Here is a 22983-nt window from a genome sequence, read left to right on the forward strand (position 1 = left end):
AATAATAGAGTTAATTCTAATGAATTATAAATTCTGAAGCCGGTTATACAATCGCTGTAAGCAAAAAAGCGAGAGGTCGACAAATGTTTTCTGGATTCGAACACGGCATGGCGGACGTCAACGGCACACAGATCAATTACATCCGCGGCGGCAGTGGCCCGGCACTGTTGTTACTGCACGGGCATCCGCAAACGCATGTGATATGGCATAAGGTGGCGCTGCAGCTGGCCAGCCGCTTCACTGTTATTGCGGCAGACCTGCGTGGCTACGGCGACAGCGGCAAACCGGCGGGACTGCCGGACCATAGCAATTATTCCAAACGAAGCATGGGCCAGGATCAGATCGACCTGATGGCGCAATTAGGTTTTCCGCAATTCCTGTTGATGGGGCATGACCGCGGAGGCCGGGTCGCCTATCGCATGGCGCTTGATCATCCGCATGCGGTGAGCAAGCTGGTATTGCTGGATATCGCACCGACATTGGCCATGTACGAACAGACCGACATGGCATTCGCCACCGCCTATTTCCATTGGTTCTTCCTGATCCGGCCGGCGCCTTTCCCCGAACTGCTGATCGGCTCGCATCCCGAGGAATACCTGAAGCATACGATAGGCGGCCGCAGTGCCGGCCTGGCACCGTTCACGCAGCAAGCCTACGCCGAGTATCTGCGTTGCCTCAGCGATCCGGCCACCGTCCACGGCATCTGCGAGGACTATCGCGCCAGCGCCGGCATCGATCTGGAACATGAACGCCAGGATCTGGCAGCGGGCCGCAAGATACAGTGCGAAACCCTGGTTCTGTGGGGTGCGCAGGGCGTCATCGAAAAGTGTTTTAAGCCACTGCAAGAATGGCAGCATCTGGCCGGCAAGCTAAGCGGCAAGGCGCTGGCCTGCGGCCACTACATCCCCGAGGAAGCGCCGGATGCCTTGCTGGCTGAAGTTGTTCCATTTTTCACAGTCTGAGCGGGCGAGGCACACCATGGATAGCAATGTCTTGCAGCGTACGCTTTACAGGAAACTGGTGGATTCGCACACCGTCACCCGGCTCGATGAACAGCATGTGCTGTTGTACGTCGACCTGCATATCATGAACGAATACACGAGCCCGCAAGCATTCAGCGGCCTGCGCGAGAAGAATCGTAAAGTCTTGCGGCCGCAACAACAGTTGGCAGTAGTCTCGCACATAATCCCGACCCATCCGGTCAGCGTCGCCAGCCGTGTGATTATCGATCCCGCGTCGGCGCTACAGGCGAGCAACCTGAAGCGCAATTGCAGCGATTTCGGCATCAAACTGTTCGATACCAACCACGAACAGCAAGGCATCGAACACATCATTGCGCCCGAGCATGGCTGGATCCGTCCGGGCATGGTGGTGCTGTGCGGGGATAGCCACACTACCACGTATGGCGCGCTGGGCGCCTTGGGATTTGGCGTCGGCACCTCTGAGGTGGAACACATCTTGGCCACGCAGACGCTGGTTTACCGGCTGGCGCAAGACATGCATATCAAGGTCGACGGTGTGCTTCCCGCCGGTACCTCGGTCAAGGACCTGATCTTGCTGATCATCGCCCGCATAGGCGCACAGGGCGCGCGCGGGTATGCGGTGGAATTTTCGGGTTCGACGATTGCAACGTTGTCGGCCGAGGCGCGGATGACTTTATGCAATATGGCGGTGGAGGCGGGAGCCAGGGCGGCGTTGATCCAGCCTGATCAAATCACTTTCGACTATATCAGGCAGCGTGCAGGCAATCTGGATCCGGAAGAATTCAAGCAAGCGCTCGGGGATTGGAGGGAGCTCTATTCCGACGCCGATGCAGTCTTTGATGTCGAACATGTGTTCTCGGCCTCGGAAGTCGCCCCGTTCGTGACCTGGGGCACCAGCCCCGATCAGGCGATGGCAGTCACCGCAATGATCCCAGATCCCGCATCGGCAGCCGATGAGCATGCCAGCACCACTATTTCGCAAGCCTTGCAATATATGGGGCTGACCGCCGGAGAGACTTTGCTTGGCTTGCCGATCGACCGGGTTTTCATAGGATCGTGTACCAATGGCCGCATCGAGGATCTGCGTATCGCGGCGTCGATGATCAACGGCCGTCATGTCGCGCGAACGGTCAGGGCGATGGTAGTTCCCGGCTCCGGGGAGGTGCGGCGGCAGGCCGAACAGGAAGGTTTGGCGAAAATTTTCACCGACGCCGGTTTTGAATGGCGCCAGCCTGGATGCTCCATGTGCCTGGCGATGAATGACGATGTCCTGGCGCCAGGCGAACGCTGTGCTTCAACCACCAACCGCAATTTCGAAGGGCGCCAAGGCAGAGGCGGGCGCACCCATTTGATGAGTCCCGCCATGGCCGCGGCAGCTGCGATAAGCGGATGCATCAGCGATAGCCGCACACTGGAGAATCTGCATGGATGACAAGACCCGCATGACACACATAACCGGCATCGCAGCGCCGCTGCTGATCGACAACCTGGATACCGATCAGATCATGCCCAAGCAATTCCTGAGAATCATCACCAGGGAAGGGCTGGACAAGGGTGTCCTGTTTGACTTGCGGTTTGATCCTGATGGTCGGCCAAAACCTGATTTTGTACTGAATCGCGCTGAATACAAGAATGCAAACATTCTCATCGGCGGCCCTAATTTCGGTTGTGGCTCCAGTCGCGAACATGCGGTATGGGGGTTGCAGCAATTGGGCGTCGGGGCGGTCATTGCACCCAGTTTCGGCGAAATATTCTTCAGCAATGCCCTGAATAATCGTTTGCTATTGATCGTGCTGGAACCAGAAAAAATCGCACTGCTGCTGCAAGACCTGGCAATCGATAAACGCCTGGATATCGATCTGGAAAAGATGGAGATCCGCTGCGCCTCGCATGTATTCGGCTTTGTGCTTGGTGCGCGACATAAAAAGATGATCGTTGAAGGGCTCGATATGGTGGGCGCGACGATGCAGCTGCTGCCGCAGATCGAGGCATTCGAACAGACGTACCATGCGGCTTTTCCATGGGGTAAAGTGTTGTTCAGCGAGGCACCGCAGGAGGCTTCCGCCTGAGGATTTGAAGCAAGCGGGCACCGCCGTCGAAGCCGCGACAAACCCCCGAGGCGATCGCGCCGGTAACTACGAGCATCGCCGCTGTATGAACGCCCACGGCTGCGAGTGCCAGCGTCAGCGAGCCGGATGCCGTGATGTCGCGGGCTGGCGCGTCTCCCATGCAAATCGGGATAAGCGCCGGCACCAGCATCAATCCGGCGCCGTGTCCGGTGGACATCATGAAAGACCAGAGCGCCAGCCCGGCATGGCCTGCCGGCGTCCGAGACCGCTTGTCTTTGCGGCCCGACAGGTGATACACCACCACGACGATAAGCAACACGCCCGCCAAGGCCTGAAACACGATGCGATCCATCGTCAGGCCAAGCGCTACTGCGGCGGCCACTAGCAAGACCGACGCAGCGTGCCCGATCCCGATCGGCACCAAGGCTCGCAGCGCCCGCGACCGATCGCGCGACCGGACGCCCCAGGCGGCGGCAAACATCCAGCCGGTTGCAGGATTCAACCCGTGAAGGGCGCCGATCCCTGCCACCGCCAGCCATGGCCAAAGGCTCAACATGATGTGCTCCGCGCTCAGGTAGTCCGCGCTTCAGACGTGCGCATCGCAGCATGAACCAGCTGTCGATGCCGGCTTCCCGATCGAGTCCGTATCGTAGCGGTCGTGGTGGCGCACCCATTCCATTTTGTTGGGCACGTCGTTCTCGTCGCGACCCTTGGGCGTGAGGTCTATCAGGTTGTATGCGCCTATCATGACCTCCACGCCACGGCCGTAGGTCGAGTAAGTGTGGAAGATCTCGCCCGCGTCATCCTTGTAGAACACGCTGATACCGGGCGCCTCTTCTGCAGGGAAGGACTGCATGCCGTAGTTGTAGTAGACCTCGCCCTTGGCCATTTCTTCCGGCGTGAAGCTGACGTGGAAATCCTGGTTGAAATCGCTGTCATGCGAAGACACCCACCCGAACTGCCAGCCCATGCGTTGGCGAAAACGTTCGATATCGACCAGCGGTGCGTGCGAAATGGCCACCAGCGTAATGTCGCGATGCGCCAGGTGTACGTTCATGCCGTCGCTGTGGTCCGCCATGAAAGAGCAGCTCGGGCAACCTTGCTCCCATCCCGGGCCGAACATGAAGTGCTGCACCAGCAGCTGGCGGCGGCCTTCGAACAGCTCGGAGAGCGTGCGCCGGCCTTCGGGTGTGTCGAAAACGTAGTTCTTCTCGACGCGTTCCCACGGTAGTTCGCGGCGTTCGCGGGCAATCTGGTCATGCAGGTGCGTCAGTTCCTTTTCGCGCGCCAGCAAGGTCTTGCGCGCGCTCAGCCAGCGATCGCTGGAGACGACGGGGTGGTTCAAGGGCAAGGGACGTGTTTTGGCAACGGAGGTATTCATGATGTTCTCCTTGGCTCGAAGAGCCGTTCTGGATTTTTCAATGCGCCGGTCCAGCCGCGCTGGTGGCCGGGCGGTATACGATCAGCGATCAGGATCTGACCGTTTTCGGGCGTCTTACGGCGCGAACTTTTCCACTCCCGCCGCCGCCACAGTAAAAGAGATCTGCGCCATCGGACTCGAGTCCGCTGACGAATGTGCCCGGCGGCATCTCCAGTCGATCGAGTACAGCACCGCTGTCCGGATCGATGTGGCGTATTTCGCTCTCGTCGCCTTCCCATGTTCCGTGCCACAGCTCGCCGTCGACCCAGGTCACACCGGTGACGAAACGGTTGGACTCGATGGTGCGGATGATTGTGCCGGTCGCCGGATCGATCTGGTGGATCTTGCGGTCGCGGTGCTGGCCCACCCAGAGACTGCCCTCGGCCCAGGTGAGCCCCGAGTCGTTGCCGTGGCCGGGCGCGGGGATGGATGCCAGTACGTTGCCGTTGGCGGGATCGATCTTGTCGATGCGCTTCTCGGCGATCTGGTAAAGGTAGGTGCCGTCGAAGGCGGTGCCGGCGTCGCAGGGGCACTCGAGTGTGCGCGTGGGCTCGCCGCTGGCGGGATCGAAGGCGATCAGCCTGGCCCCGGTGGCGGCCCAGACGCGTTGGCCGTCGTGCGTCACGCCGGCCACACTGTCGACGCCCGGGAAGGGGCCATATTCGCGCACGATCTCGGCTGTGCGCGTTGTTGCCTGGGGTTTGTCTTTGCTAGTGTTGCCGGGGTTGCTAGCGTTACTGGTCTTGCTGGTCATTGCGGGCTCCTTGTGGCGCGCTTCGGATTGGCGCCGTAAGTGAACTCTATTCCATCTGGAGTGAAGCTGGGAGTAACAAGATTGTCGTGAATCCTGCCAGCGGCGGCGACAGCCAGCGACGCGTCCGCGCCTGCCCGATCGAACGTACCCGTCCGGCGGCCTCAAGTTCGACCAGCGCGCGCTGGACGGTGCGCTGACTTGCCCCCAGGGCCAGTGCAAGGGCCGAGGTCGACCAGGCCGCGCCATCGGCAAGCAACGCCGCCAGCGATGCCTGATCGCCGTCGACGGGTGGCGCCAGCACGGCAACAGCACGCTCGCCGTGCGGCCTGAGGACGAAACCTCGGGCAGTGGCGTCGATATGCGCCAGCTCCGTGACGAGCGCGCGCAGGCGGCCGATCTCGACCCGTAGCCGCGCCCGATGCGACTCGTTGGGGAGGCGGGTGTGAAACGCACACGCGATCAAGGCTTCCCGATCGACATCGCCAGGCCACGCCTCGGCGAGTGCGCGCGCCAAAGCGAACAGTACCGGCCGGCGCGCCAGCGGCCGCCACGCGGCGCCGACGCCCAAGCCGCGACGGCAAGCGTCGACTACCAACGTGTCGGAGGCCAGGAGCGTTGCGACCTCGTCGAGACGCAGCACCTGTTCACCGCCGGCAAAGAGGCGCCGGGCGGCAGGGCGATCGAGCGCGCTCTGTGCCTCCGCCACTTCGGCCAGGAGCGCTGGTACACGTGCGCGACCGGCTGCCTCTTGCGCACGGGCGAGCGCGGTCCGTGCAAGTTCGATACGCAGCGAGCGCAACGCCAGCTCCGCCGCTGCCAGTTCGGCCACCGCCGCCAGCGAAGGCGGCAGGCCATGTGTATTGAGTAGTGCCAATACCGCTTCGGCCTGGTCGAGTCGGCCAAGCAGCAAAAGCCTGCGCGCCGCGATCAACCGTGCCTGCAGCGCGTTGGCATGGTCAGCGTGCGCCTCCAGCGTGGCCAAGGCCGCCGCCAAAGAGCGTGGTGAACTGTTGAGATCACGCACGGCCAGCGCCACTTCAGCCTCGGCGACGACACAGCGCGCGCGCGCCAGCTCTTCGTGGGCGCCGAAGCCACGGGCGGCGCGTCGAAGAAGTTCGCGGGCGCGCGGATGTTCGCCGAGCTGGGCCATGGCAATGCCGCGCAAGGCCAACGCAGGCGGATCGTCGCGCAGGGCGACTCGTTTGAGGGCGCCGAGCGCATCGCCAGCGGCGAGGGCCCGCGCGGAGGCGGCGATCAGGGAATCCATGCTGAGAGGATACAACGCCGCGCCGGTGTCGTGCCGCGTTTGTGAAGTTTGTGATGTTTCCGGGTATCAGGCACGCTAACGCGCAGGCTCGGCCCCGGCCCCGCCGGAGCGAAGCCGAAGAAGGGACATCGGTGGAACGCCTTATTGGGCGGTACTACTCTGCCGTAGTCGGGTCAATTATCGTGGTGACTTCGGAGACACGGTTTGCAGGGAAGCCCCCTTGCTGTGCATGTTCCCGAATCAGCTCTTCATTTGGCGCGATGTAGACGCAGTAGACCTTGTCGCCGGTAACATAACTTTGGAGCCACTGAATCTGTGGTCCCATCGTGTTTAGCACGCTGCACGACTTCTGCGAAATGGCTCGGAGTTCTTGCGATGATAATTTCCCGGCCCCTGGAATTTCACGCTCAATTACGTACTTTGGCATAGCATTCCCCTCATGATGATTTCCGGGCGAGCACCACACTCGCCGGCTCCAACTCTTCACGCACGTCATGATATCTATTAGTTATACACCACGGCGGCAGGTCCGGATTGTAAAAATTTCAGAGCATGCTGATGAGCAATAACTACCAGGTTCTTTGTGAGAATATTATCTTAAATGCAACGCGCGGGTATGAGCCAGTTCGACGCAGTCATCACAATTTGGCTACACTGGCAGTCCAAAAGGCAACTGAGCTTCTAACATGCAAAACATCTACCAGAATCGGCAATGGTTTTACGTCAGACGTCCGGAAGGACGTGTCAGCAACGAACACTACGAACTGCGTGAAACCGAACTTGACGGCAATCTGTCCGCTAACGAAGTGATCCTGCGAGCCCGGATCGTCAGCGTCGATCCGTATATCCGTATCCAGCAGCACGAGCGCAATACCTACGACGTGCCGCATCCGCTGGGCATCGTCCAGCGCGCCGGTGTGGTGGGCGAGGTGGTAGCTTCCGCCAGTCCTCTGTTTCAGCCGGGCGATTGGGTCTCGGCTTACAGTGGCTGGCAACTCTACGCCCGCTGCCATCACAGCGAGCTGACCAAACTTGATCCGGGTGCTGCACCGGTATCGACTGCGCTGGGCGTGCTTGGCATGCCGGGGCGGACAGCCTGGTTCGGCCTGACCGAAGCCGGCCGCCCACGTCCTGGCGATACCTTGCTGGTGTCGGGAGCTGCCGGTGCGGTCGGCTCGTTGGTTGCGCAGTTCGGCAAGCGGGCAGGATGCCGGGTTATCGGTATCGCCGGCGGCCCTGAAAAATGCAAATTCCTTACCGAGACGCTGAAGCTCGATGGCGCGGTCGACTATCGCGCACATACCACGCCGGCAGCGCTGAGCGCGGCAATTCAAGCGGCTACCGGTGGCGTCGATATTTACTTTGATAATGTGGGCGGGGTGATTACCGACGCCGTCATTCCACTGATCAAGCGGCGTGCCCGCATCATCATCTGCGGCGCGATCAGCCAGTACGACGGTGGGCTGGATACGCCTGATCTGGGGCCGCGCTTTTTGCAGCACATGCTATTTCAACGGGCAACCATCCAGGGCATCCTTGCGCGTGATTTCACCAATCGGATGGATGAGATGCTGGCTATCGTGGCGCCGTGGGTGAAAAACGGCGAGATCGTGTTCCAGGAGACGTATATGGATGGCTTCGAGCAACTGCCAGAGGCGCTGAACAGTCTTTTTGAGGGAAAGAACATAGGTAAATTGCTGGTGCGGGTCTGACAGCGTTGACATTGCATTGTGCCGTCGCGTGGCTAGACTGAACATCCGCAGGGAAGACATGTCCGACGAATCGATCTTGTAACCCATAAATTTGCCGGACATTTTTGTATCTCAAAAGGAGATCGATCATGGTTAAGGTAGGTTTATTCGTTCGACTGGAAGTCAAGCCGGGCAAAGAGATGGATGTCGAGGCTTTCCTTCGCGACGGTTTGGCAGTTGTACAACAGGAGCCGGCAACGACTACCTGGTATGCCATCAAACTGGGGCCACTATCGTATGGCATTTTCGACACCTTTCCAGATGACGCCGGGCGGCAAGCGCATCTCACGGGGCGAGTCGCCGCGGCCTTGATGGCAAGGGCAGCGGAACTACTCTCGCAGCCACCGGCTATCGAACGAATCGATATCCTCGCGGCCAAACAGTCACGATAAGTGATCCATCATGCCATCGCCGGAACCGGAATTTCTGCGCTTCGGCGATGCGCCTGACAACTCATGAGATTTGTCGCTGGCAGTTTGTCGTAGTCAATTACAATTGAGGTATGGCAACGTTTTATGGTAACGTTTTTAAGCGGCGAATGCCGTACACAACAAAGATATGAAACAGATACCAGGTCCCTCATTCACACAAGTTGAAGAAATTGATGCGTTGCAGCTGGAACAGGTTGGCGGCTTCGGTCCTCGGACCAGCCCTTTGCTGGTAAAAGGTGCATTACGAAACTGGCCGGCACAGCAGAACTGGACGTTCGAAAAGATGGCTCAGCTGCGCAATAAGGACGGCTCGGAACCGACCCGTAAATTCCAGAACGGCCTGGTGGAGCAGGGCGAAACGCAGGAACGCCCGTTGCTGCCGATTGCGCCGTATCTGCTAGAGCTGGCCGCACTGGCGACACAGCCGGTCAGCGAAGAGGTTGGCTTGCTGCCGAACCAACGTCGCCGGCAATTGCAGCCAGGCGAGGAGTTTCTTCTCAACTGGGCCCACATGCAGTCGTTTACGCCGCATCGTAATTACCTGGCGCAGTGGAGCATCCTGGAAGATTTTCCGCAGCTGCGTAGCGATTTCGATATTCGCAGCTTGTGGCCCGGATGGCGCTGGACCTGGGAATCGGTATTCATGGGGCCGGCTAACACCCACACCGGATTGCACCGCGACGTTCCCAATAACTGGTTTTGCCAGGCGCGTGGCGTCAAGGAATTTGTCATGTTCCCGCCGTCGGAAGAAGCGTTCATGAAGCCGTCAAAAAAATACGACTGGGGCGCCACTTTGAGCACGATCAACATCGCACGTTTCGACCAGCACCCGGAACAGCTGCGCGCGCTGGAACAAGCCAAAGGGCTGTATGCGCGAGTAGAAGAGGGCGATGCTTTATTCATACCGAAGCGAACCTGGCATGCAGTGGTTTCGCTGGCGCCTTCGATCAGCCTGGCGGTGTTCGGCCTGACCGCCAAGGAGATACTGCTTAGCGGCGTGCCGACGGCGACCAAGGATCTGCTGCACAATATGCACCTGTATCGCTGGGGACATTGTATTTGCCACAAACATGGGATTTGAGTGCTTTCTCGGGCCGCTAAGATGCAGGCGTCTGGAAATAAAAATTTGATAGCTGTCGATTACGATGTCTATGGTTCGACTACGTAATGTAAGTGTATTTAAAGCGAGGCTGGCCGATCACTGTACCGCGGGCCGTCGTCCACCATTCTACTTAGCTAATCGCTATCAAGGAGACGTATATGAAGCTGTTCTATTGTGAAACCCTGAACCCGAGAAAAGCCTGTGCAGTCGCCCGTTATTTGCAATTGCCGGTGGAGTTTGTCCGCGTCGACCTTGGTAAAAGAGAAAACAAGACACCGGAATTCCTGGCCATGAATCCGAACGGCAAAGTCCCTGTGCTGCAAGATGGGGATAAGACGCTGTGGGAGTCTAACGCTATTATGTGTTATTTGTCGGATGTAGCGAAGGCCGACTTGTGGCCCCACGATGGACGTCAGATCGATGTCATACGCTGGCTCGGCTGGAATGACCAGCATTTCACTCGCCACGCTTCCGTGCTGTATTTTGAATACATCATCAAACCTCTCTTTGGCATCCCCCCAGCTGACGCAGCCGAGCTGGAGGAAGCTACGAAATATTTCAGGACCTATGCCGGTGTACTCAATACCCATCTGAGCGATCGGAAATTTCTGGTAGGCGACAGCTTGACTGTTGCTGATTTCGCGGTGGCTATCACTTTGCCTTATGCCGACAAGGCGCACTTGCCGCTGGCCGATTTCCCCGCAGTCCGGCGCTGGCATGAGCGACTCAACGAATTGCCGGCATGGCGTGAGCCATTTCCATCTTGATTATCCGTAGTTGTTCAAGGCGGGCATACATTGCCTGTGCGGACTGCAGATCTGTAAGCCCACGAGATTTTTTGTGGTCTTCTGCAAATCCCTCTGGCTGCGGTACCGCATGCCTTGAATGCATCGCAACGTGCGGCGCATTATGGCCACCGCGGAGCGGTCATGTGGCTGACGGGATTATCTGCGTCAGGCAAATCCTCGATAGCCATGGCGCTTGAACAGGTGCTGACGGAAGTGGGATACTCCTGAACTCGCTATCGACGCGGCCGGCGAAGATATCGCCACGAGCGTGACGAAGCTTGTGGCGTATGTAGAGCGCAATGTGCCGCTTGTGGGTTCACCTATGCGTTTGCCTGCGCGTTTACTCCCACGTTAATTTTCGGATGCAATAAATCGTCCAGTCCGATACGACGGAACATCTCACTGCGCACCCGATCCGCGACGCCGTTGACGATCTCGCAACCATCTTGCGAGGGATCGATATGGGTCCTGAACGGGCGGCTGCCAAAGGGCATGCCGATCACTTCGACAATGGCATCGGCAACCGTAGCCACATCAGCATCAGCCGGCTCCAGCGCTGCCAATCCTTGCAGCGCCTGCTGCGGCACGCCGGCGTATGGGCCATCGTCATATTCAGCGGCACGGGCCTGGTCGGCCGGTGCGCCGGAATGGGCGAAGTGGTTGGTGCCCTTGGTGAACGCACCTGGCACGATGATCGAGGTTTCTATGCCCCAGCGCGCCAGTTCCCCGGCATAGGAAACCGCAAGTGAATCCATGGCTGCCTTGGCCGCGAAGTACGGGGACAGATAGGGTGGTGTGCCGCCGCGCGCGCTGCTTGAGGATATCCACATGACCAAGCCCTTGCCTTGCTTGCGCAATTGCGGCAGGGCGGCGCGATTGACTCTTTGCGTGCTGAGTACGTTGATGTTGTAAAGCTGTGCAAATTGTTCAGGCGTAAACGCTTCGGCCGGACCAAAGGACATGTGGCCGGCGTTGTGGATCACCACATCAAGGCGACCGCAGTCGGCGATGATCCTCGCGACGCCGGCATCGACCGAATCATTGGCGGCGACGTCAAGCTCGACGGTGCGCAGATCTACCCCGTGTTCTGCGGCATAACGCGCAACCTCGGTGACTTGCGGCGCGTTGCGCCCCTGAGTTTCACGCATGCTGGCATAAACAGTGTGGCCGGCGCGGGCAAGGGCACGGGCGGCGAGTGCGCCGAAACCGCTGGAGGCGCCGGTAATGACGATGACTTGCTTCATGATGTATTCCTTTCGTAGATATCGAAAAATGAATTTGCTAATTGTTGATTGCGCTCTGCTCGATCAGATAATGCCGCCGTTGGCGCGCAGGATCTGGCCGTTGATCCAGCTGCCGTCGGCGCCAGCCAGGAAGGCGACAGTAGCGGCGATGTCCTGCGGCTGGCCCAGGCGCTCAAGTGGTGCAAGCCTGGACAGGCGGTCGACCAGTTCTTGCGGTTTACCGTTGAGGAACAGATCGGTTGCAGTCGGGCCTGGCGCTACGGCGTTGACGGTGATGTTTTTGCCGCGCAGTTCCTTGGCAAGAACGCTGGTCATGGCTTCCACTGCTGCCTTGGTGGCGGCGTACACGCCATAAGTTGGTTGCAGCATACCGACTACGCTTGACGAAAAATTGATGATCCGGCCACCGTGGCGCAGCCGCTTGGCTGCTTCGCGCAGCGTGTTGAAACTACCTTTGAGGTTGATGGCGATCTGGCGGTCGAAACTGGCGTCATCGGTTTCACCGATGAGTGCATTGACCATGATGCCGGCATTGTTGACCAGCACGTCGATGCCGCCGAACGCCCGTTCTGCGGCATCAAACAGGGCATGCACCGCTGCCGGGTCGCTGACATCGGCTTGTACTGCCAATGCCTGGCCGCCTTGTTGCACTAGCTGTCGGGCCAGCGTTTCGGCGGCGGCTGCGCTACCGGAATAGTTGATGATCACGGCAAAGCCGTCGTCGGCCAGGCGTTGTGCGACTGCTGCACCGATGCCACGTGAAGATCCGGTAACGATGGCTACTTTTTGGTTGTTCATTTGCTGCTCCTTGAAGTTGGTTGAGTGTTGTTGAATGTTGCCTAAACCACCCTTGTGCTCCTGGATATCAGTTTGCCGGGCAGTGGATACATCATGCCGGTTTGTTTTTAATGGATAAAGCCATGAAAATTGCTAATACTATTCAAAAATTGACAACAATTGACGCGATTAGAAGCGCGCGTGGATTTCGTGCCAAAGGAGGGGAATTTGCGATATTCACCTGCCCAAGGCAGGTGAATTGAGTGAAGTATGCGAGCAGAACTGTACTGTAAGCCGTGTCAGCCTTGCAGATAACTGCGCAGGGTGTCGCCTTGGTAATCCAGCCGGAATTCTCCGCGTTTTTGCAGTTCCGGCACCACCAGGTCGACGAAATCCTCGAATCCGTGCGGCAAATGCACTGGCGTGATGACAAAGCCGTCCGTGCCACGTTGCGCCACAATGCTGCCCATCCAGTGACGGGCTTTGGCGGGAACAGGGCCTGGAACAGTCGGCATTGGTCGGTTACCTGGCCCGGCTGGATAAGCTGCGTCTGATTGATCTGTTGCCAGGTAACGAGGTGCGCCTGCTGACCGTGCGCGATGTTGAATGGCGCAAGGATGGTCCGATGCGCAATCAGGTCGCTCAGTGGATCATGGCTGAACATGCCAAGTCAACCCCTGTCCGGCCGGGTCTGCCTTGGGGGGCTGAGATGGTCAGGCTGTCGGATGCTTCGCTGATCCGCCTGGAAGAGATGATTCGAGATTTTCAGCGCAATATTCGTTTGCTCGGGGATGCCGAGCGAAATGCTTCACCGGCGCCGAAAGCGTGGTATTCGCTGATGATTGCTTCGAGCCACATCGATCTCGGTGGCCTGCCGTCGAAACCGAAGCGGGTCGGTGCGTAGACTCCAGGTGGCCACGACAGCGTGTCCATTCCCCGTGTAAGTTAGGTTAGTGCCTTATAGACTTCGTCAGGTCATGTCAGGTAGCCTGTTAAAATCGTCAGGACAGGAGGTAGCATGGCAACCGTGACATTTGATACCTTGAAATTCGTAAAGACGCTCGAGGCTGCAGGAGTCCCTTTTTTGCAGGCCGAAGCACTTTCTGATGCTGTTCGTGAATCGCATGAGGTGGCTGATGTTGCGACCAAACATGATGTTGACGACGTAAAGCGTGACATTGATGATGTGCGTAAAGATATGCAAGCAATGGAGGCGCGCATTGACGCTAAGTTTGAAAAGTTCGAATTACGCTTAACTGTCAAGTTAGGCGGCATCGTTGTATTCGCTCTTGGCGCTTTGACAGTGCTGCCAAAGTGGGTCGCTTGATCATATCTTTGTCATAATTCGGTTGTTGTCCTGTCCTGTTCCCGTCAAATCCCACCAGACTTGTACTATGTGAAATATCGCCGTTGATGCTAAGGGGGGGGTATTGCGCTGGACAACTGCGAATGCCGACGCGTTGACATTGATTTCGGCCGTTGGCGGTCGAAACCTTGACGGGCCAGTGCCTAGGCACCGGCCCGCTTCATGATGCTGGATTGATGTCGTATGTATCGTCGACTAGTCGCGGATTTCCAAAGCGCGATTAAGGCTGAGCGCAGCCATTGAGCAAGCCGCTCCTGACAGCAGGTAAAAGCTGACATAAGCCAGGCCGAAATGCGCAGAAAGGCCAAGCGCCACCAGCGGAGCAAAACCCGCACCCACCAGCCAGGACAGATCGGAGGTGAGGGCGGCGCCGGTATAGCGATACTTCGCGGGGAAGTTGGCGGTGACAGCGCCGGCAGCCTGGCCATAGGAAAGTCCGAGCAAGCTGAAACCCAGCAGGATGAATACGTTTTGACCAAACTCGCCGCCATTCATCAAGGTCGGCACAAAGGCGCTCAGCACCGCGATCAGCAAAGCACAGGTGCCAAGGGTGGTGCGACGTCCGAAACGGTCGGCAATCAAGCCCGAGGCGATCACGCCGAGCGCCATGAGCCCCGCGCCAATGACCTGGATGATCAGGAAGTCACTCACCGAGCGCATCGAATACAAGCTGATCCATGACAACGGAAACACTGTGACCAGATGGAACAGTGCGTAGCTGGCCAAGGCGGCCAGGGCGCCGATGATGACATTGCGGCCTTGCGAACGCGTCATTTCAAGCGCATTGGTCGGTTCCAGTTCACGCTCATCGAGCAGATGGGCGTATTCCGGCGTCGACACCAGGCGCAAGCGGGCGAACAGCGCTACGACGTTGATAGCAAACGCCACGTAAAACGGATAGCGCCAGCCCCAGTCGAGGAAGTCTTCCGTGGTCAGGTTCGATATCAGATAGGCGAACAGGCCGCCGGCGATCATGAAACCTACCGGCGCACCCAGCTGGCCCAGCATGGCGTACCAGCCGCGCTTGTTTTGCGGTGCATTCAGCGCCAGCAGCGAGGGCAGGCCATCCCAGGAGCCGCCCAATGCAATTCCCTGACCGATGCGCAACAGCGACAGCAGGATGATCGAGGCGAAGCCGAGGTGTTGGAAAGTCGGCAGGAAGGCGATGCCGGCCGTGGAAATACCCAGAATGAATAGCGCCGCAGTCAATTTGACCTCACGCCCTAGCCGTTGTTGGATCGCCATGAACAGCACGGTGCCGAAAGGCCTTGCCAGAAAGGCAAAGGAGAAAATCGCAAAGGAGTAAAGCGTGCCTTCCAGTTGCTGTTCGAACGGGAAGAAAACAGAGGGAAACACCAGCACCGAGGCCATGGCATAGACGAAAAAGTCGAAATATTCAGATGCGCGGCCAATAACTACGCCGATAGCGATCTCGCCCGGGGCGATTTTTGAATGATCCGATTTGGCATTTTGCGCATCACTGATGGTCGAATGCGACGAGAAATTAGCGGAAACTTCGCCATTATGGCTATGGGTGCTCGTCATCATAATATTGTCTCTTATTAGGTTTCTATTAATGGCACGCCAACTGGCCGTGTCGAACCCTTCCCGATGATGAAGTGCAGCACTTGCAAATAATGGAACTTTTAAGCTTTTAAGCTTCATTACTCACGAAGCCCTACACTGGCAAGGGTAGGACAAAACGTCCAATCGCCAACGCATACCAGTCAATGATACATTAGCACGATCTGATAGCTTTGACGGTACTTTTCCCCTATGGTTTCTCACATATTTCGGCGTGGATTGCTCCTCCTTCCCCTCATTTTGTTGACTGGTTGCAACACTGTGGTGATGAATCCATCGGGCGACATCGCCTCGCAGCAGGGCCGCCTCATCGTTGTCTCTACCATTTTGATGTTGCTGATCATCGTTCCGGTGATTGCGCTGACTATATGGTTCGCCTGGCGCTACCGCAAAAATAACACTGCGGCACGTTACGAACCGGACTGGGATCACTCGACCCAGCTGGAGCTGGTGATCTGGGGCGCACCGCTGCTCATCATCATCGCTCTCGGCCTGCTGACCTGGATCAGTACCCACACTCTTGACCCGTACCGGCCGATATCGCGCCTGGATGCGGATCGCCCGATTCCCGCAGACACCAAGACGCTCACGGTAGAAGTAGTGGCGCTGGATTGGAAGTGGCTGTTCATCTATCCGGAACAAGGTATCGCCACCGTCAATGAACTGGCGGCGCCGATCGACATGCCGATCCGCTTCAAGATCACCTCATCGGCCATTATGAATTCCTTCTTCATTCCCGCACTGGCCGGCCAGATCTATGCCATGCCGGGTATGCAGACCTCCCTGAACGCGGTGATCAACCGGCCGGGCGAGTACGATGGTTTTTCTGCCAACTACAGCGGCGCCGGGTTCTCGGACATGAAGTTCAAATTCCACGGCATGACACCGGAGAATTTCGAGCACTGGGTTCAAACCACCAAGGCCGCAAGCCGCAAACTGGATCGGGCCGATTACCTGCAACTCGAGAAGCCAAGCGAGAAGGAACCCGTGCGCTACTACGGCGCGGTTGATCCGAGCCTGTATCACGCCATTCTCAATCGCTGCATCGAGCCAGGCCAGATGTGCATGGAAAAAATGATGGCTACCGAAGGTGGCCATGGCATGAAGAAACACAATGAATAAATGCTTGCAACATGAGCAGGCAGCGCTCGGTTCTGCTTGCGGCGGCGCTGCAGCAGCTGCCGAATGTACTGGATTTACGATGCGCGCCGCGTTTCCCTTTTTCACCGGAAAGTAACGATGCTAGACAATATTGATCTGACCAAGCTGATCTTCGGCCGTCTCACCTGGGAAGCGATTCCCTATCACGAACCGATCCTGCTGGCGACCTTTGCCATGGTAGCCATCGGCGGTATTGCAGTGCTTTGGGCGCTGACCCATTTCCGCCTGTGGGGCACTTTATGGCGCGACTGGTTTACCAGTATCGACCACAAGAAGATCGGTATCATGTATTGCATACTCGGCCTGGTGATGCTGCTGCGCGGTTTCGCCGATGCATTGATGATGCGCGCCCAGCAAGCGTTCGCCTTCGGCGATTCGGCCGGCTTCCTGCCGCCGCATCACTACGACCAGATTTTCACCGCGCACGGCGTGATCATGATTTTCTTCGTCGCTATGCCATTGGTTACCGGCCTGATGAACTACGTTGTGCCGCTGCAGATCGGTGCGCGCGACGTTGCGTTCCCATTCCTGAATAACTTCAGTTTCTGGATGACAGCCTTTGGTGGCGGCCTGGTCATGGCTTCCTTGTTCGTTGGTGAATTTGCGCGTACCGGCTGGCTGGCTTATCCGCCGCTGTCGGGCATTCTTGCCAGTCCGGATGTGGGGGTCGACTACTATATATGGGCGCTGCAGATTGCCGGGGTAGGGACGCTGCTATCCGGCGTCAACCTGATCGTGACCATCGTCAAGATGCGCGCGCCAGGCATGAACATGATGAAAATGCCGGTATTCACCTGGACCGCCTTGTGCACCAACGTGCTGATCGTGGCGGCTTTCCCGGTATTGACCGCGGTGCTCGGCATGTTGGCGCTGGATCGCGTCGTCGGCACTAATTTCTTTACCAATGACATGGGCGGCAACGCCATGATGTACGTCAACCTGATCTGGATCTGGGGCCACCCGGAGGTTTACATCCTGATCCTGCCGGCGTTCGGTATTTTTTCGGAAATCGTTTCGACGTTCAGCAGCAAACGCCTGTTCGGTTATACCTCGATGGTCTACGCCACCGTGGTGATCACCATCCTGTCCTACCTGGTGTGGCTGCATCACTTCTTCACCATGGGGTCCGGCGCCAGCGTCAACTCCTTCTTCGGCATCACGACGATGATCATTTCGATCCCGACCGGCGCCAAGATTTTCAACTGGCTGTTCACCATGTATCGCGGCCGCATCCGCTTCGAAGTGCCAATGCTGTGGACTATCGGCTTCATGATCACCTTCGTCATCGGTGGCATGACCGGCGTGCTGCTGGCGGTGCCGCCAGCCGACTTCGTCTTGCACAACAGCCTGTTCCTGATCGCTCACTTCCATAATGTGATCATCGGCGGTGTGCTGTTCGGCATGTTTGCTGGTATCAATTTCTGGTTCCCGAAAGCGTTCGGCTACAAGCTGGATGATTTCTGGGGCAAGTGCAGCTTCTGGTTCTGGACCATCGGTTTCTACTTCGCCTTCATGCCGCTATATGTGCTCGGTCTGATGGGCGTGACACGCCGCCTGGGCCACTTCGAAGATCCGTCATTGCAGATCTGGTTCCAGATCGCAGCGTTTGGCGCGGTATTGATTGCCCTCGGCATCGCTTCGTTCGTGGTGCAGCTGGTCGTCAGTTATCGTAATCGTGAAGCGCTGCGCGATACCACCGGTGACCCATGGGGTGGGCGCACACTGGAATGGTCGACTTCGTCGCCGCCGCCAGACTACAACTTCGCGTTCACACCGAAGGTGTACGACAATGACGCCTGGCACGACATGAAGAGCCAGGGATACACCCGGCCGCAAGATGGCTTTACCCCCATCCACATGCCGAAGAATACCGCTGCCGGCATCATCATCGCCGGGCTTGCCGCGGCTTGCGGGTTCGCCCTGATCTGGCAAATGTGGCTGGTGGCTGGCCTCGGCTTTGCGACAATGCTGGCCGCCGTAATCATCCACACCTTCAACTACAACCGCGATTACTACATCCCGGCGGACGACGTCGTCCGCACCGAGGGTGAACGCACACGCTTGCTGGGTAGCCATGTCTGAGATAACACAAACTTCCGCCGGCGCCATGGGCGCTAACGCTAACTCCCGTTCGTTGAGCGAGCGCTTCTTCGTGCGCGAGCATCACCCGGAAAACGGCACCTTGCTCGGCTTCTGGCTTTACCTGATGAGCGATTGCCTGGTCTTCGCCTGTCTGTTTGCGACTTACGCTGTCATCGGCCGTAACTATGCAGGCGGCCCGACCGGCGCTGAGCTGTTCGACCTGCCGCTGGTGGCAGTCAACACGGCGTTCCTGCTGCTGTCGTCGATTACCTATGGTTTCGCCATGCTGGAGATGCAGCGCAAACGCCAAGGCGCTACCTTGGCCTGGCTGGCGGTTACCGGCATCCTCGGCGCCTGCTTTATAGCCCTCGAACTGTATGAGTTTGCCCACCTGATCCATGAAGGCGCAGGACCGCAACGCAGCGGCTTCCTGACATCGTTCTTCGCCCTGGTGGCAACCCACGGCTTGCACGTCACCTTCGGCATCGTCTGGCTGATCACGCTGATGTTCCAGGTCAAGCGCCATGGACTTACCCCTGAGAACGGCCGGCGCCTGATGTGCCTGTCCATGTTCTGGCACTTTCTGGACGTGGTCTGGATCGGCGTCTTCACCTTTGTCTATCTGATGGGAGTTTTGCCATGAGCGGCGGACATCAAGAACACCCGGCCCGCGTAGTCGGCCATGGTCACGACGGCCATCACGGTCACACGCACGCCGATCACGGCAGCCTGAAAAGCTACACCACCGGTTTCATACTGGCATTGATCCTGACGGCCATTCCTTTCTGGCTGGTGATGGGTAAAGTCATCGACAAGTCCAGCACCATGGGACTGGTTCTGCTTGGCTTCGCTGCGGTGCAGATCGTTGTGCATATGGTGTACTTCCTGCACATGAACACCAAATCCGAAGGTGGCTGGTCGATGCTGGCGCTGATCTTCACGATCATGCTGCTGTTCATCATGCTGAGCGGCTCGTTGTGGGTGATGTATCACCTGAACCACAACATGATGCCGGGCATGATGCCTGACTCGACGGAAGTGGTTCCGGAGTCGATGCAGAACATGTCCAACATGCCGAGCACGCATGGCACCCACAGCATGGAAGACATGCACAACATGCCAAACATGAAAATGCAATGAAACAGCCGCAGCACGGCACTGTGACGGACGGCAAGGGCGCCGCAACTGCTGCGCCCCGGCCTCTCTCCCGCTCCAGAACCGTGCTGCTGTTGCTGGCCATCTGTGGCGGTCTGATGTTTGCCGGTTTTGTCGCACTAGGCACCTGGCAGATCAAACGCCTGCAATGGAAGCTCGACCTCATCGAGCGGGTCGAACAAAGAGTACACGCGCCAGCCGTTGCCGCTCCCGGCCCCGAACGCTGGCCGCAAATCAATGCCGACGCCGATGAATATCGACGCGTCCGGCTCACCGGCACATTCCTCTATCCACTCACAGCGCGGGTCCAGGCTGTTACCGAACTTGGCAGCGGCTTCTGGCTGCTGACACCGCTCCGCAGCGCAGACGGCAGCGTGGTGCTGGTCAATCGCGGTTTCATTCCCGCCAAGGAAAACGATTCCCATGACACTACGGACAACAACGTCGCGGTAGTGACCGGTCTCCTACGCATGAGCGAGCCGGGCGGCGGCTTCCTGCGCCACAATGATCCTGCCGCTGACCGCTGGTTTTCGCGCGATGTGCAAGCCATCGCAGCGGCGCGCGGCCTGAAACCGACTGAGACTGCACCTTATTTCGTTGATGCGGATGCAACCGGCGCAACTAAAGCCGCCGCCGGCTCTAAGGAACAAGCGTATCCAGTCGGCGGTTTAACGGTAATTGCCTTTCACAATAATCATCTGGTTTATGCTCTCACTTGGTATGCTCTTGCCTTGATGGTGGCGGCCGCCTGTTTTTGGGTTGGTCGCGAAGAGCGGCGTTCGCGGCGCAGCGCCGCCAATGCCGATGGTAACGACCGTGAAAGTGAAGATGGCAAGTAAAATTGATATTCTTGCGAATACAGAAGACCTGAAACATCGCTGGACAGAGGCAGCCGGTGTTGAGAATAGTGCCGGTCACAAGAATATGCTGCAATTGATCCAGCTGCGCTGGATCGCCGTGGTCGGACAGATTACGACCATTGCTATCGTCATTCTCGGTTTCGGCATTCAGCTGCCGCTGCCGGATATGCTGAAGGTGCTGGCCTGCCTGGTAGCGTTCAATATCGCCAGCCATCTGCGCTGGCATGAACGGCGGGTGGCTAGCAATGGCGAATTGTTCCTGGCGCTGCTGGTCGACGTCGGCATCCTGACCGCACAGCTGTCTTTGAGCGGAGGAACCAGCAATCCTTTCGCCTTCCTCTATCTGCTGCAAGTGATTCTCAGCGCCGTATTGCTGGAAACCTGGTCGACCTGGATCATCGTTGCCATCACCAGCGCCTGCCTGGCCGGTTTGTCGCTGTTTTCCGACCCTTTGGCGCTGCCGCCCGAACACGGCAATGCCTTGTCCAGCCTGTACGTCGAGGGCTTGCTGATTTGCTTTGTGCTGAACGCGTCTTTGCTGGTGTTCTTCATTACCCGCATCGGCCGCAACCTGCGGGCCGGGGATGCCCAACTGGCCGATTTGCGCCAGCGTGCGGCGGAGGAAGACCACATAGTGCGCATGGGTCTGCTGGCTTCGGGCGCGGCACATGAACTCGGCACCCCGCTGGCCACCTTGTCCGTAATCCTGGGCGACTGGCGGCGCATGCCGGAATTCAGCAAGAATAGCGAATTGCTGGAAGAGATCGGTGAAATGCAGGCCCAGCTGCAGCGCTGCAAGAGTATCGTCAGCGGCATCCTGCTGTCGGCCGGCGAGGCGCGTGGCGAATCGTCCGTGAAAACCACTATCAGCACTTTTTTGAACGATCTGGCCAAAGAGTGGTGCGCCACCCGGCCGATTGTTTCGTTCGCCTATGAAAACCGGATAGAGCAAGATATGCCCGTGGCGTTCGATTCCGCCCTCAAGCAGATGATCTGCAACGTACTCGACAATGCGCTCGAAGCATCGCCGCAATGGGTAAGCCTGGAAGCGACCCGGGAAGCCGATGCGCTGACCCTGGTGGTGACCGACACCGGCCCCGGTTTTGCGCCCGCGATGCTGGCCCAGATAGGCAAACCCTATCAGTCGAGCAAAGGGCGTCCCGGCAGTGGCCTGGGCCTGTTTTTCGTCGTCAATGTCGCCCGCAAACTGGGCGGCACCGTGACGGCCCGCAATCGGCAGCAGGGCGGGGCGCTGGTCCGGCTTACCCTGCCTCTGGCAGCGATAAGCCTTGAAGAGGAAACACCGCATGGCGACTGATCGTCTATTGTTGATCATCGAAGACGACGCTACCTTCGCCCGTACGCTCGGCCGCTCATTCGAACGTCGCGACTACACCGTGTTGCTGGCGACGAATCTGGGCGAGGCCGCCGCGCTGCTGCGCCAGCATTCGCCGGGCTATGCAGTAGTCGATCTCAAATTGAACGACAGCACTTCGGGATTAGCTTGCGTCCAGATGCTGCATAAGCATGATCCCGCCATGTTGATCGTGGTGCTGACCGGCTTCGCCAGCATCAACACGGCGGTAGAAGCCATCAAGCTTGGCGCTTGCCAATATCTGGCCAAACCGTCCAATACCGACGATATCGAGGCTGCTTTCGGCCATGTAGCCGGGGTTGGCGAGATTGAGTTGAGCAATCGTTCGACCTCGATCAAGACCCTCGAATGGGAGCGCATTCACGAGGTGCTGGTGGAAACCGGTTTCAATATTTCTGAAACCGCGCGGCGCCTGGGAATGCACAGGCGTACGCTGGCGCGCAAATTGGAGAAGCAGCGCATCAAATAACCGCAACAGATAAATCCAAATCCGATCCACGGGAATGGCGATTATGAGGTTCCCTCGATATTTCGTCTTCCATCAGGTGGATTTTATGCAGCCCGCTTTTCCTGATTTTGCTCACTGGCCCATTGTTCGAGGTGCTGGATTGGTGAGCGATATCCAAGCGTCGAATGCTGCCGTTTGCGATTATAAAAGACTTCGATGTATTCGAAGCTGGCAGCCTTCATGTCGGCATGCGTAGCGTAACGCAGGCCATGGTAGCGTTCATTCTTGAAACTGTTAAACCAGCTCTCCGTAGGGGCATTGTCCCAGCAGTTACCTTTCCGGCTCATCGAGCAAGTCATGCCGAAT

Annotated in this window: 26 protein-coding genes and 1 pseudogene; 17 read left to right on the top strand and 10 right to left on the bottom strand. The window is 58.1% G+C overall.

Annotated elements, in window-relative coordinates:
* The first annotated feature begins 83 nt into the window (after positions 1 to 83).
* Genes BM029_RS14935 through leuD form a run of 3 tightly spaced genes read left to right on the top strand, consistent with a single transcriptional unit; the run spans position 84 to position 3052 of the window.
* Positions 84 to 962 carry an alpha/beta fold hydrolase gene (locus BM029_RS14935; protein ID WP_092437293.1) on the top strand — a complete coding sequence of 293 codons (879 nt, stop codon included), beginning with the start codon at positions 84 to 86 and terminating at the stop codon, positions 960 to 962.
* A gap of 16 nt (positions 963 to 978) precedes the next feature.
* Positions 979 to 2415, top strand: a complete 1437-nt coding sequence (gene leuC, locus BM029_RS14940; RefSeq protein WP_092437295.1) for a 3-isopropylmalate dehydratase large subunit — start codon at positions 979 to 981, stop codon at positions 2413 to 2415.
* Positions 2408 to 3052, top strand: a complete 645-nt coding sequence (gene leuD, locus BM029_RS14945) for a 3-isopropylmalate dehydratase small subunit (protein ID WP_092437297.1) — start codon at positions 2408 to 2410, stop codon at positions 3050 to 3052. The genes leuC and leuD overlap by 8 nt, the downstream gene beginning before the upstream one ends.
* Here leuD and BM029_RS14950 read toward each other — a convergent pair.
* The 5 genes from BM029_RS14950 to BM029_RS14970 form a co-directional block, all read right to left on the bottom strand.
* Positions 3021 to 3608 carry a hypothetical protein gene (locus BM029_RS14950; RefSeq protein WP_092437299.1) on the bottom strand — a complete coding sequence of 196 codons (588 nt, stop codon included), beginning with the start codon at positions 3606 to 3608 and terminating at the stop codon, positions 3021 to 3023. The two genes, leuD and BM029_RS14950, sit on opposite strands and share 32 nt — an antisense overlap.
* Positions 3609 to 3638: 30 nt before the next feature.
* Complete coding sequence (locus BM029_RS14955; protein WP_092437301.1) at positions 3639 to 4433, bottom strand: DUF899 domain-containing protein; 795 nt, start codon at positions 4431 to 4433, stop codon at positions 3639 to 3641.
* Between the two features lie 88 nt (positions 4434 to 4521).
* A complete protein-coding gene (locus tag BM029_RS14960) occupies positions 4522 to 5226 on the bottom strand; it encodes a glutaminyl-peptide cyclotransferase (RefSeq protein ID WP_092437303.1) in 705 nt (234 codons plus the stop codon).
* Between the two features lie 46 nt (positions 5227 to 5272).
* Entirely contained in the window at positions 5273 to 6493 is a 1221-nt protein-coding gene (locus BM029_RS14965; protein WP_092437305.1) for a helix-turn-helix domain-containing protein, read from the bottom strand.
* Positions 6494 to 6647: 154 nt separating this feature from the next.
* Positions 6648 to 6989 carry a DUF4242 domain-containing protein gene (locus BM029_RS14970; protein ID WP_371329124.1) on the bottom strand — a complete coding sequence of 114 codons (342 nt, stop codon included), beginning with the start codon at positions 6987 to 6989 and terminating at the stop codon, positions 6648 to 6650.
* A 190-nt stretch (positions 6990 to 7179) separates the two neighbouring features.
* Here BM029_RS14970 and BM029_RS14975 point away from each other — a divergent pair, with 190 nt between their 5' ends.
* The 5 genes from BM029_RS14975 to BM029_RS25930 all read left to right on the top strand — a co-directional run bounded on the left by BM029_RS14975 (position 7180) and on the right by BM029_RS25930 (position 10793).
* Positions 7180 to 8205, top strand: a complete 1026-nt coding sequence (locus BM029_RS14975) for an NADP-dependent oxidoreductase (protein WP_092437309.1) — start codon at positions 7180 to 7182, stop codon at positions 8203 to 8205.
* A 128-nt stretch (positions 8206 to 8333) separates the two neighbouring features.
* Positions 8334 to 8636, top strand: coding sequence for a putative quinol monooxygenase (locus BM029_RS14980; protein ID WP_092437310.1), 303 nt, complete (start codon positions 8334 to 8336; stop codon positions 8634 to 8636).
* Between the two features lie 166 nt (positions 8637 to 8802).
* On the top strand, positions 8803 to 9756 hold the full coding sequence (locus BM029_RS14985) for a cupin-like domain-containing protein (protein ID WP_092437312.1): 954 nt from the start codon (positions 8803 to 8805) through the stop codon (positions 9754 to 9756).
* A gap of 179 nt (positions 9757 to 9935) precedes the next feature.
* Complete coding sequence (locus tag BM029_RS14990) at positions 9936 to 10544, top strand: glutathione S-transferase family protein (RefSeq protein WP_170851092.1); 609 nt, start codon at positions 9936 to 9938, stop codon at positions 10542 to 10544.
* 162 nt (positions 10545 to 10706) lie between these two features.
* Positions 10707 to 10793 carry an adenylyl-sulfate kinase gene (locus BM029_RS25930; protein WP_092437350.1) on the top strand — a complete coding sequence of 29 codons (87 nt, stop codon included), beginning with the start codon at positions 10707 to 10709 and terminating at the stop codon, positions 10791 to 10793.
* A 92-nt stretch (positions 10794 to 10885) separates the two neighbouring features.
* On the opposite strand, the gene BM029_RS15000 is transcribed toward BM029_RS25930, so the two are convergent.
* From BM029_RS15000 to BM029_RS15010, 3 genes and pseudogenes are all read right to left on the bottom strand, one after another.
* Positions 10886 to 11809, bottom strand: coding sequence for an SDR family oxidoreductase (locus tag BM029_RS15000; RefSeq protein WP_092437316.1), 924 nt, complete (start codon positions 11807 to 11809; stop codon positions 10886 to 10888).
* Between the two features lie 63 nt (positions 11810 to 11872).
* Positions 11873 to 12607 (bottom strand): SDR family oxidoreductase, encoded by a 735-nt coding sequence (locus tag BM029_RS15005; RefSeq protein WP_092437318.1) that lies wholly within the window; start codon positions 12605 to 12607, stop codon positions 11873 to 11875.
* Between the two features lie 278 nt (positions 12608 to 12885).
* A pseudogene (locus BM029_RS15010) lies at positions 12886 to 13059 on the bottom strand (LLM class flavin-dependent oxidoreductase); the annotation flags it as partial.
* Between the two features lie 41 nt (positions 13060 to 13100).
* Here BM029_RS15010 and BM029_RS15015 point away from each other — a divergent pair.
* Together BM029_RS15015 and BM029_RS15020 are read left to right on the top strand one after the other, a co-directional pair.
* The gene (locus BM029_RS15015; RefSeq protein WP_092437322.1) at positions 13101 to 13490 is read left to right on the top strand and encodes a hypothetical protein; all 390 of its coding nucleotides are present in this window, start codon (positions 13101 to 13103) and stop codon (positions 13488 to 13490) included.
* Between the two features lie 114 nt (positions 13491 to 13604).
* A complete protein-coding gene (locus BM029_RS15020) occupies positions 13605 to 13913 on the top strand; it encodes a CCDC90 family protein (RefSeq protein WP_092437324.1) in 309 nt (102 codons plus the stop codon).
* 234 nt (positions 13914 to 14147) lie between these two features.
* Here BM029_RS15020 and BM029_RS15025 read toward each other — a convergent pair whose 3' ends face one another.
* Positions 14148 to 15497, bottom strand: a complete 1350-nt coding sequence (locus BM029_RS15025; protein ID WP_092437352.1) for an MFS transporter — start codon at positions 15495 to 15497, stop codon at positions 14148 to 14150.
* A gap of 231 nt (positions 15498 to 15728) precedes the next feature.
* Between BM029_RS15025 and cyoA the strand changes: the two genes are divergently transcribed.
* From cyoA to BM029_RS15060, 7 genes are all read left to right on the top strand, one after another.
* Positions 15729 to 16658, top strand: a complete 930-nt coding sequence (cyoA, locus tag BM029_RS15030) for a ubiquinol oxidase subunit II (RefSeq protein ID WP_092437326.1) — start codon at positions 15729 to 15731, stop codon at positions 16656 to 16658.
* 117 nt (positions 16659 to 16775) lie between these two features.
* Positions 16776 to 18779, top strand: coding sequence for a cytochrome o ubiquinol oxidase subunit I (gene cyoB / locus BM029_RS15035; RefSeq protein WP_092437328.1), 2004 nt, complete (start codon positions 16776 to 16778; stop codon positions 18777 to 18779).
* A gap of 25 nt (positions 18780 to 18804) precedes the next feature.
* Positions 18805 to 19422 (top strand): cytochrome o ubiquinol oxidase subunit III, encoded by a 618-nt coding sequence (gene cyoC, locus BM029_RS15040; RefSeq protein ID WP_244545067.1) that lies wholly within the window; start codon positions 18805 to 18807, stop codon positions 19420 to 19422.
* Positions 19419 to 19919 carry a cytochrome o ubiquinol oxidase subunit IV gene (gene cyoD / locus BM029_RS15045; protein WP_092437332.1) on the top strand — a complete coding sequence of 167 codons (501 nt, stop codon included), beginning with the start codon at positions 19419 to 19421 and terminating at the stop codon, positions 19917 to 19919. Before cyoC ends, cyoD begins: the two co-directional genes overlap by 4 nt.
* Positions 19916 to 20773 carry an SURF1 family protein gene (locus BM029_RS15050; RefSeq protein ID WP_092437356.1) on the top strand — a complete coding sequence of 286 codons (858 nt, stop codon included), beginning with the start codon at positions 19916 to 19918 and terminating at the stop codon, positions 20771 to 20773. Before cyoD ends, BM029_RS15050 begins: the two co-directional genes overlap by 4 nt.
* Positions 20763 to 22112, top strand: coding sequence for an ATP-binding protein (locus tag BM029_RS15055; RefSeq protein WP_170851093.1), 1350 nt, complete (start codon positions 20763 to 20765; stop codon positions 22110 to 22112). The genes BM029_RS15050 and BM029_RS15055 overlap by 11 nt, the downstream gene beginning before the upstream one ends.
* On the top strand, positions 22102 to 22638 hold the full coding sequence (locus BM029_RS15060) for a response regulator transcription factor (RefSeq protein WP_092437334.1): 537 nt from the start codon (positions 22102 to 22104) through the stop codon (positions 22636 to 22638). The genes BM029_RS15055 and BM029_RS15060 overlap by 11 nt, the downstream gene beginning before the upstream one ends.
* 83 nt (positions 22639 to 22721) lie before the next feature.
* On the opposite strand, the gene BM029_RS15065 is transcribed toward BM029_RS15060, so the two are convergent.
* On the bottom strand, positions 22722 to 22983 hold a 262-nt coding region (locus tag BM029_RS15065; RefSeq protein WP_139217257.1), incomplete at its 5' end, for an IS3 family transposase.

This window comes from Collimonas sp. OK607 (assembly GCF_900111995.1).
GTDB lineage: Bacteria > Pseudomonadota > Gammaproteobacteria > Burkholderiales > Burkholderiaceae_D > Collimonas.